This window comes from Kineosporia sp. A_224 (genome assembly GCF_002198655.1).
In the GTDB taxonomy this organism is placed as follows: Bacteria; Actinomycetota; Actinomycetes; order Actinomycetales; family Kineosporiaceae; genus R-H-3.
Map to the genome: position 1 here is coordinate 48,890 of NZ_MWLN01000210.1, position 8,984 is coordinate 57,873.

At 75.1% G+C, this 8,984-nt stretch carries 7 protein-coding genes; 4 read left to right on the plus strand and 3 right to left on the minus strand.

The annotated features are described in order from the left end of the window. The first annotated feature begins 17 nt into the window (after nt 1-17). The 3 genes from EDJALFJO_RS26465 to EDJALFJO_RS26475 all read left to right on the plus strand — a co-directional run bounded on the left by EDJALFJO_RS26465 (nt 18) and on the right by EDJALFJO_RS26475 (nt 4,271). Nucleotides 18-2,354 (plus strand): MMPL family transporter, encoded by a 2,337-nt coding sequence (locus EDJALFJO_RS26465; RefSeq protein WP_088289319.1) that lies wholly within the window; start codon nt 18-20, stop codon nt 2,352-2,354. After that, nucleotides 2,314-3,117 (plus strand): GNAT family N-acetyltransferase, encoded by an 804-nt coding sequence (locus EDJALFJO_RS26470; protein WP_143448797.1) that lies wholly within the window; start codon nt 2,314-2,316, stop codon nt 3,115-3,117. Before EDJALFJO_RS26465 ends, EDJALFJO_RS26470 begins: the two co-directional genes overlap by 41 nt. 101 nt (nt 3,118-3,218) lie before the next feature. Continuing rightward, a complete protein-coding gene (locus EDJALFJO_RS26475; RefSeq protein WP_088289321.1) occupies nt 3,219-4,271 on the plus strand; it encodes a metallophosphoesterase family protein in 1,053 nt (350 codons plus the stop codon). Nucleotides 4,272-4,334: 63 nt separating this feature from the next. On the opposite strand, the gene aspS is transcribed toward EDJALFJO_RS26475, so the two are convergent. Together aspS and EDJALFJO_RS26485 are read right to left on the minus strand one after the other, a co-directional pair. Beyond that, nucleotides 4,335-6,125 (minus strand): aspartate--tRNA ligase, encoded by a 1,791-nt coding sequence (gene aspS, locus EDJALFJO_RS26480; protein ID WP_088289322.1) that lies wholly within the window; start codon nt 6,123-6,125, stop codon nt 4,335-4,337. A gap of 81 nt (nt 6,126-6,206) precedes the next feature. Continuing rightward, the gene (locus tag EDJALFJO_RS26485; RefSeq protein WP_088289323.1) at nt 6,207-7,199 is read right to left on the minus strand and encodes an aldo/keto reductase; all 993 of its coding nucleotides are present in this window, start codon (nt 7,197-7,199) and stop codon (nt 6,207-6,209) included. A gap of 96 nt (nt 7,200-7,295) precedes the next feature. On the opposite strand from EDJALFJO_RS26485, the gene EDJALFJO_RS26490 reads away from it, so the two are divergent. Continuing rightward, nucleotides 7,296-7,550 carry a hypothetical protein gene (locus EDJALFJO_RS26490; protein ID WP_088289324.1) on the plus strand — a complete coding sequence of 85 codons (255 nt, stop codon included), beginning with the start codon at nt 7,296-7,298 and terminating at the stop codon, nt 7,548-7,550. Nucleotides 7,551-7,568: 18 nt separating this feature from the next. Here the strand turns inward: EDJALFJO_RS26490 and EDJALFJO_RS26495 are convergent. Further along, on the minus strand, nt 7,569-8,984 hold a 1,416-nt coding region (locus tag EDJALFJO_RS26495), incomplete at its 5' end, for a cellulase family glycosylhydrolase (protein ID WP_143448798.1).

The following is an 8,984-nucleotide window of genomic DNA, read 5'->3' on the forward strand; positions in this document are numbered from 1 at the left end:
CCTGCCACGCTATCGACGTGCTGCACGCTCTCGGACGCCTCATCGCACGCAAGGCCCGCTGGTTCCTCGTGGCGTGGCTCGTGGCCGTCGTCGCCGGGTTCGGTGCGGCGTCCGGGGCCTTCGGCAACGAGGCCCTCTTCGACCGGCTCCAGGCGGGCGACGCCCCCCAGGTGCCCGGCGAGAGCACGACCGGCCGGGAGCTGCTCGCGGCCTCGGACACGACCGGCACCGTGCTCCAGCTCCTCGTCGACGGCACGGACCCGCAGGACCCGGCGCTGCGCGGCCTCGTCACCGGGGCCCGCCCGGGCCTCGCGGGGATCGACCACGTGCAGTCCGTCGTCGACCCCTACCTCGGACCGGCCGGCACCCCGAGCCCGCTCCTGTCGACCGACGGGCGGGCGTTCCTCGTCGTCGTCACCCTCGACCCGGACCTCACCCGCAGCGTCCAGCGGACGACGCTCGACATCGTCACGCAGCGCCTCGGCGCGCTCGGCGCCCAGGTCAGCGCGGCGGCGCCCGGGGCGAGGACGACGGTCGGCGGCATCCAGACGCTCGTCGACGAGATCAACGGCAAGGTCGGCAGCGACCTGCGCAAGGGCGAGACGATCGCGCTGCCGCTGAGCCTGCTCGTCATGGTGCTCGTGTTCGGCGGCCTGCTCGCCGCCGGGCTGCCGATCGTCGGCGCGATCGCCTCGATCGGCGGCGGCCTGGCGACGCTGCTCGGCTTCTCGTACGTCATCGACCTCGACTCCAGCGTGCCGAGCGTCGTCAGCGTCCTGGGGCTGGGCCTGTGCATCGACTACGGGCTGCTCCTCGTGAGCCGCTACCGCGAGGAGCTGCGCCGGCTGCACGCCCGCGACGGGCTGGGCCCTGACGAGAGCCCCGGAGCGGCGGCCCTCGAGGGCGCCCTCGAGCACACCCTCGGGACGGCGGGGCGGACGATCCTCTTCAGCGGCATCACCGTCGCCGTCAGCCTGGCCGGGCTGCTCCTCATGAACGCGTCGGTCCTGCGGGCCGTCGGCGCAGCCGGGGTGAGCGTCGTCGTCGTCGCGCTCCTCGTCGCGCTCACGCTCGTCCCCGCGCTCGTCGCGGTCTCCGGGGACCGGCTCATCCGGCCCGGGGTGCTGCACCGGGTCCCGCTGCTCGACCGCCTGGCCCGCCGCCTCGGTGACGTCGCCCCGGCCGAGGGCGCCTTCTCCCGGCTCGCCCGCCGGGTCCAGCGCCGTCCTCTCGTCGTCATCCTCGCCGTCGCCGCCGTGCTCGTCGTCGCCGCCGTGCCGGTGCTGTCGATGCGGCTGGTCTCCAGTGGCGTGAAGATGCTCCCGCCGGACTCCGCGCAGCGTGTGCTCTTCGAGACCGTCGAGACCCGCTTCGGGGCGCTGAGCGAGGCCTCGGTCGTCGTCGTCGCCCCGGGCCGCCCGGCGGCGGACCTCGACGCCTGGGCCGCGCAGCGCGGCGTCGCCGACCTGCCCGGCGTCGCGTCCGTCGACCCGGCCCGGGTCCAGGGCACGGGGGCCGACGCCGTCGCCGTCCTCGGGATCCGGACGACGGACGACGCGCAGTCCGACGCCGCCCGCGCCGTCGTCGAGCGGGTCCGCGACGTCCGCCCCGGGTTCACCTCCTACGTCACGGGCGAGGCCGCGAACGTCGCCGACTTCACCGCCGGGATCCTCGCCCGCGCGCCCTACGCCGTCGGCGTCGTGGCCCTCGCGACGTTCGTGCTGCTCTTCCTCATGACCGGCTCGGTCCTCGTGCCGCTCAAGGCGCTCGTCATGAACATCGTCTCGCTCGGCGCGTCCTTCGGCGTGCTCGTCTGGGTCTTCCAGGAGGGTCACCTGGAGTCGCTGCTCGGTTTCTCCTCCGCGGGCGGCATCGACACGACGATCCCGGCGCTGGCGCTCGCCTTCGCGTTCGGGCTGTCGATGGACTACGAGGTGTTCCTCCTGTCACGGATCAAGGAGTTCCGCGACCTCGGCCTCGACAACGACGCCGCGGTGCTCAACGGCCTGCAGCGCTCCGGCCGGATCATCACGTCGGCGGCGCTCATCATCGTCGTCGTCTTCGCCGGCTTCGTGGCCGGCGACCTGCTCATCATCAAGCAGATCGGGGTCGCGCTCGCCGTGGCGGTCGCCGTCGACGCCACGCTCGTGCGGATGCTCCTCGTGCCCGCGACGATGACGCTGCTCGGCGAGTGGAACTGGTGGGCACCGGAACCGCTGCGCCGCCTGCACGACCGGTTCGGCCTGCGCGAAGGCCCCGAAGACCTCGAGGTGGATGCGTATGGGCTCGCCGACTCCCCCGCGGGTCGCACCGGTGCCGGTCGGCACGTGGCCGCGCCCGACGCACCGGCCTGAGCCCCGCCCCGGCGTCGCCGCCTGGCTGCGCTGGGGCGTCGCGCAGCCCGAGCCCGGGTGCGCCTGGCACGACCCGGCGTCCGGGGTCGTCGCGCTCGTGCGGCACCGGCGGGCCTACGGCACGGGCCTCGTCGTCGTCGACCCCGCCGGCGACCCCGGCACGACCGGCGCGGTGGTGGACGTCGTCCGGCACGTCGCAGGGCGCAGCGGCGCCGACTTCGTGACCGTCGAGCGCGGGCCGTGGGCCCGGGCCCTCGCCGACGCGTTCCCCGGCCTGTCCGCACCCGCCGAGTGGGACTGGATGTGGACGACGACAGCCCCGGCCGCGGTGCCCGCGGAGGACCGGGTCGTCCCGCTCGGAGCCGACGACCACGCCGCGATCACCGCGCTGCTGGCCGCCGAGAGCCCGCGGCACAGCGCCGAGCCCGGTGAGCCGGCCGTGCGCGGCTGGCTCGGGGTGCGCGGCCCGGACGGCGCCCTGCTCGCCTGCGGCGCCGACTACGAGGCCGTCCCCGGGGTGCCGCTGCTCGCCTCGATCGCCGTCGCGACGGCCGCCCGCGGGCAGGGCCTCGGAGCCGCCGTCACCGCCTGCCTCACCCGGGACGCCCTCGCCGCCGGCGCCGCCGCGGTGACCATCGACCTCTACGCGGACAACCCCGCCGCCCGCCGGCTCTACGAGCGGCTCGGCTACCGGATGGCGCTGCACCTCGCGTCCTCCCGGTTCGCCGCCGGCGCCGGGCTCGCGGAGGACTCCGCGCGGTAGCAGCCCGGGAGGTTCATCCGGCGTGCGTCGCACCGGTCGGCCCCGTTCACCGGAGGCCGCGAGCATCGGCGCGTCCGGCCCCCGACCGAAAGGGCGCCTCCATGGCCCGCACCGCACGCTCCCGCCGACTCGGCGCCGCCGCCGGCGCCGTCCTCGCCACCGCGGCACTCGCCTGCGGTTCCGTGGCGACCGCCGCCACCGCCAGCGCGGACGACGGCCCGTACACCTTCGCCGTCATCGGCGACATCCCGTACGGCGACGCGGCCCTCGCGGCGTTCCCCGCGAACGTCGCCCAGATCGGCGCCGACCGCGAGGTCCGGTTCGTCGCTCACCTCGGCGACATCAAGAGCGGGTCGTCGCTGTGCAGCGACGCGTACTTCGCGACGATCCGCAGCGACTTCGACGCGTTCACCAAGCCGCTCGTCTACACCCCGGGCGACAACGAGTGGACCGACTGCCACCGGCCGAACAACGGGACGTACGACCCGCTCGAGCGGCTCGCGAAGGTGCGCGAGGTCTTCGTCCCGGCGCCGGGACGCACCCTCGGCCGGGCCACGATGAAGGTCCGCAGCCAGGCGCGTGCCGGGATCCCGGAGAACGTCTCGTTCGAGCGGGCCGACGTCGCGTTCGCCGCGGTGCACATCGTCGGCAGCAACAACAGCCTGCTGCCGTGGACCGGCCGCACCGCCCCCACCCCGGAGCAGGTCGCCGAGGAGAAGGCCCGGACCGCGGCCGGGATCGCCCTGGTCAAGGAGACGTTCCGGCGGGCCAGGGGCGAGGGTGACCAGGCCGTCGTCCTCATGATGCAGGCCGACATGTTCGACCCGACGACGCCGCAGGTCGACCTCGCGTTCGGCGCGTTCCGACCGGTCGTGCAGACGATCGCCGCCGAGTCGCTGAAGTACGGCAAGCCCGTCTACCTGCTCAACGGCGACAGCCACGTCTTCACCGACGACAACCCCCTGGACGGCACGAAGGCCTCGCCGATCGGCCTGGCGGCGACGTGGACGTCGTTCTACGGCGTCCCGGCGGTGCCGAACCTGCACCGGGTCACCGTCGACGGGTCCGGCAACGCGACCGACTACCTGCGGGTGACCGTCGACGAGGACGCCACCGAGCCGCTGTCGTGGGTCCGGGTGCCGTTCACCGGCTGACACCCCCGCCGTACGACGAGGGCCCCCGCCGACCGGCAGGGGCCCTCGTCGTACCGGGACGCCTCAGACGCGGGCGTCCTCGGGCTTCGGCTCCTTGACGGCCGGCTTCGCGTCGACGCCGGCCTCCTTGCGCTGCTCGGGCGTGATCGGCGCGGGCGCCCCGGTGAGCGGGTCGTAGCCGCCGCCCGACTTCGGGAACGCGATGACGTCGCGGATCGACTCGGCGCCTGCGAGGAGCATGACGATCCGGTCCCAGCCGAACGCGATGCCGCCGTGCGGCGGGGCGCCGAACTTGAACGCCTCCAGGAGGAAGCCGAACTTCTCCTGGGCCTTCTCGGGCGTGATGCCCATGAGCGCGAAGACCCGCTCCTGCACGTCCCTGCGGTGGATACGGATCGACCCGCCGCCGATCTCGTTGCCGTTGCAGACGATGTCGTAGGCGTAGGCGAGCGCGTTGCCGGGGTCGGACTCGAAGGTGTCGAGCCACTGCGGCTTGGGCGAGGTGAACGCGTGGTGCACCGCCGTCCAGGCCCCCGCGCCGACCGCGACGTCGCCGCTCTCGACGGCCTTCGCGCTCGGCTCGAAGAGCGGCGCGTCGACGACCCAGAGGAACGACCACGCCGACTCGTCGATGATCCCGACCCGGCGGCCGACCTCGAGCCGGACGGCGCCGAGCAGCGCCCGGGACGGCGCGACCTCGCCGGCCGCGAAGAAGACGCAGTCCCCCGGCGTCGCGCCGACGTGCGCCGCGATCCCCGCGCGCTCGTCGTCCGAGAGGTTCTTGGCGACCGGGCCGCCGAGCTCGCCGTCATCGCCGACGAGGACGTAGGCGAGACCGCGCGCACCGCGCTGCTTGGCCCAGTCCTGCCACGCGTCGAGGGTCTTGCGCGGCTGGGACGCCCCGCCCGGCATGACGACGGCGCCGACGTAGGGCGCCTGGAAGACCCGGAACCCGGTGCCGGAGAAGTACTCCGTGCACTCGACGAGCTCGAGGCCGAAGCGCAGGTCGGGCTTGTCGCTGCCGTAGCGACGCATCGCGTCGGCGTAGGTCATCCGGGGCAGCGGCAGCGTGACCTCGTGGCCGATGAGCTTCCAGAGCGCCGCGAGGACGTCCTCGGCGAGGGCGATGACGTCGTCCTCCTCGACGAACGACATCTCGATGTCGAGCTGGGTGAACTCCGGCTGCCGGTCGGCGCGGAAGTCCTCGTCCCGGTAGCAGCGGGCGATCTGGTAGTACCGCTCCATCCCGGCGACCATGAGCAGCTGCTTGAACAGCTGCGGGCTCTGCGGCAGGGCGTACCAGGAGCCCGGCGCGAGCCGGGCCGGCACGACGAAGTCGCGGGCGCCCTCGGGCGTCGACCGGGTCAGCGTCGGGGTCTCGATCTCGACGAAGTCGTGCCGGGCGAGCACCTCGCGGGCCGCCGCGTTGACCTTGCTGCGCAGCCGCAGCGCCGCGCCGGGCGCCGGGCGACGCAGGTCGAGGTAGCGGTAGCGCAGCCGCGCCTCCTCGCCGACCTCGACGTGCTCGTCGATCTGGAACGGCAGCGGCGCGGCCTCGTTGAGGACCTCGACGTCCTTCGCGACGACCTCGACCGCCCCGGTGGGCAGGTTCTCGTTCTCGTTCCCCTCGGGACGGGCCGACACCTCGCCGGTGACCCGCAGGCAGTACTCGTTGCGCAGGCCGTGGGCGACGGTCTCGTCCCGGACGACGACCTGGGCGACGCCCGAGGCGTCCCGCAGGTCGAGGAAGGCGACGCCGCCGTGGTCCCGGCGCCGGGACACCCAGCCGGCGAGGGTGACGGTCTGGCCGACGTGGTCGGCACGCAGGGTGCCGGCCTCATGGGTGCGGAGCACGGTGGTCCTTCCGGAGGGTTCTCGTTCGGTGCGCCCGTCGATCCTACGGGCCGGGGCGGACGGCGCCGGTCACCCCCGGACTCACCACCTGTCGTGGACGTGGCTGCGGACCCGCGCGTCGTAGATCCCGCGGACGGCGTCCAGCGCGGCCGCGTCGAGCGGCGCCAGGCCGGCCGCGGCCGCGTTGCCCCGGGCCTGCTCGGCGTTGCGGGCGCCGGGGATGACGACGCTGACGCCGGGCTGGTCGACGATCCAGCGCAGCGCGAAGGCGGCGGTCGTGGCGCCGGGCGGGGCGAGCGCCGCGACCTCGCGGGCCGCGGCGACGCCGACGTCGAACGGGACGCCGCTGAACGTCTCGCCGACGTCGAACGCCTCGCCGTGCCGGTTGTACGTGCGGTGGTCGTCGGCACCGAACGTCGTCGTCTCGTCGTACTTGCCGGAGAGCAGCCCGCTGGCGAGCGGGACCCGGGCGATGATCCCGACCCCGGCCGCCCGCGCCGCCGGCAGCACCCGCTCGAGCGGCTTGAGCCGGAACGCGTTGAGGATGATCTGGACCGTCGCGACGTTCGGCCGGGCGATCGCGGTGAGCGCCTCGTCGCACGTCTCGACGGAGACGCCGTACGCGGCGAGGGTGCCGTCGGCGACGAGGGCGTCGAGCGCGTCGTAGACCGCGTCCGAGGAGTAGACCGGCGTCGGCGGGCAGTGCAGCTGGACGAGGTCGAGGGTGTCGACGCCGAGGTTCGCCCGGCTGCGGTCGGCCCACGCCCGGAAGTTCGCCGTCGAGTACTCGGCGGGCACGTGCGGGTTCGCCCGCCGGCCCATCTTCGTCGCCACGGTGACCCGCGCCGCGACGTCGGGGCGCTCCCGGAGGAAGGCGCCGATGAGCGTCTCGCTGCGACCGTCGCCGTAGACGTCGGCGGTGTCGAGGAAGGTCACCCCGGACTCCACCGCGGCCTCGAGGACGGCGACCGCGTCCTTCTCCTCGACCTGGCCCCAGTCCGCCCCCAGCTGCCAGCAGCCGAGCCCGACGACCCCTACCTGTCGGCCCGTCCGGCCGAGCGCACGTGTCTCCACGGGGGCCAGCGTAGGGACCGGTCCCTCAAGCCGCCCCGCGCGGGGGTCGATGGTCCGGTGACGGCGCCACCCGGGCACCGGCGGAGGGACGAGGTCATGTCGAGCACGGACGCGCCACCGGTCGCCGGTCCGGGACCTGCCGCCCTGCTGCCCGGCGTCCCACTCGTCCCGCTGCCCGCGGGCCGGACCGAGAGCGCCCGGGTCGCGCTCGCGCGCGCCCGGCTGCGTGGCGTCCCCGCACCGGACGTCGTCGTCTTCGTCGCCGCCTGCCCGGGCTGCGGCCGCGACGTGGAGTGGCACGAGGAGCGCGAGGACACCCGGCTCCGCGTGACGATCGCCTGCGACTGCTGACCCTGCGCGGGTCCCGCCTCAGGCGACGGGCAGGACGGTCACGTCGTCGAACCACACCGAGCCCGCCACGCCCGAGGCCTTGAGGTAGACGACGACGGTCCGGGCCCCCTTCGGCGCGGTGCCGGTCACCGACAGCGTCGTCCACGCCGTCCCCCGCCGCGCCGTCGCCGACTGCGGCCCGCCGAGGAACGCGCCCGACGCGTCGTGCCAGCCGAGCGCCACGGACACGGCACCGCTGCCGGGCAACCGGACCTTCGCCGTCGCCCGCACCCGGCTCCCGGCCCGGACGTCGACCGGCACGAGCCGGAACAGGTTCGGCACCGCGAGCGCGTCCCCGGACGCCCCCGAGACCCGCGCGCTGCCCGCCGCCGCGGCACCGACGGCGGCGTCGCGGCCGTACGTCGCCGCCGCCGGGCGGTCGATCCGCCAGCCGGGAGGCAGCCCGTCCGTCGAGGACCGGGAGAAGGTGTCGGTGAGCCCGGCCGGCGGCTTCCCGCTCCACCACGCGCGGACCACCCCGGCCGCGGGCCGCAGCGTCCCGTCGAGGCGGCGCAGCCCGAACGTGTACTCCTGCGGAGCCTCGCGCTCGGCGTGCCCGGGGATCGCCGTCGGCGCGAGGTCGGTGAGCATCCACACCCCGATCGGGACGCCGCGGTCGCGCCCGGCCCGCAGGACGGCGTCGAACCAGACCGCCTGGAGCGCCTCGTGGTGGGCGCGCCCGCGGGCGGTGTCCGTCGGGTAGCGCATCGAGTGCCCGGCCTCGCCGACGAGCAGCGGCAGGCCGCCCGCCGCGGCCTTCGCCCGGCCGAGCCAGGCGTACGCGCTCGACGCCTCGCCGTAGTAGTGGATGTCCGCGACGTCGAGCAGCCCGGGCAGGGCGGTGACGAGCCGGCGCAGGGCGTCCGGCCCGGCGGTCGAGCTCACCGAGACGGTCCTCGGCACCCCGGGCAGCGCCGTCCGGACGACGGGCAGCAGGGCCTGCAGGAAGGCCGTCGTCCGCGCGTCGCCGGGGTCGACCTCGTTGAGCAGCTCGACGAAGGCGACCCGGGAGTCGCCGCGGTACGGCGCCGTGACGGCCCGGACCCAGGTGGTGCTCTGCGCGACCTGGTCGGTGCGGCCGAACCAGTCGAAGAGGGTCAGCTGGACCCGCAGGCCGTGCTTCGCGGCGAGGTCGACGTACTGCGCGAGCCGGGCCGTCATGACCGGCTTCGGCGCCGGCCAGCCGAACGTGTCGGGGATGACGCTCACCCGCACGGTGTTGCCGCCGAGGGCCGCGACCGCCGCGAGGTCGCGGTCGAGCAGGTCGGGGCGCCAGTTCGTCCACAGCCCCGGCCAGGCGTCCGTCGCGGGCTGGTAGTTGACCAGGTGCATCCCCGCGAGCAGGGCCGTCGGGTCCGGTCGCGGGTCGCCCGCGGCCACCGCCCGGGCACTGCC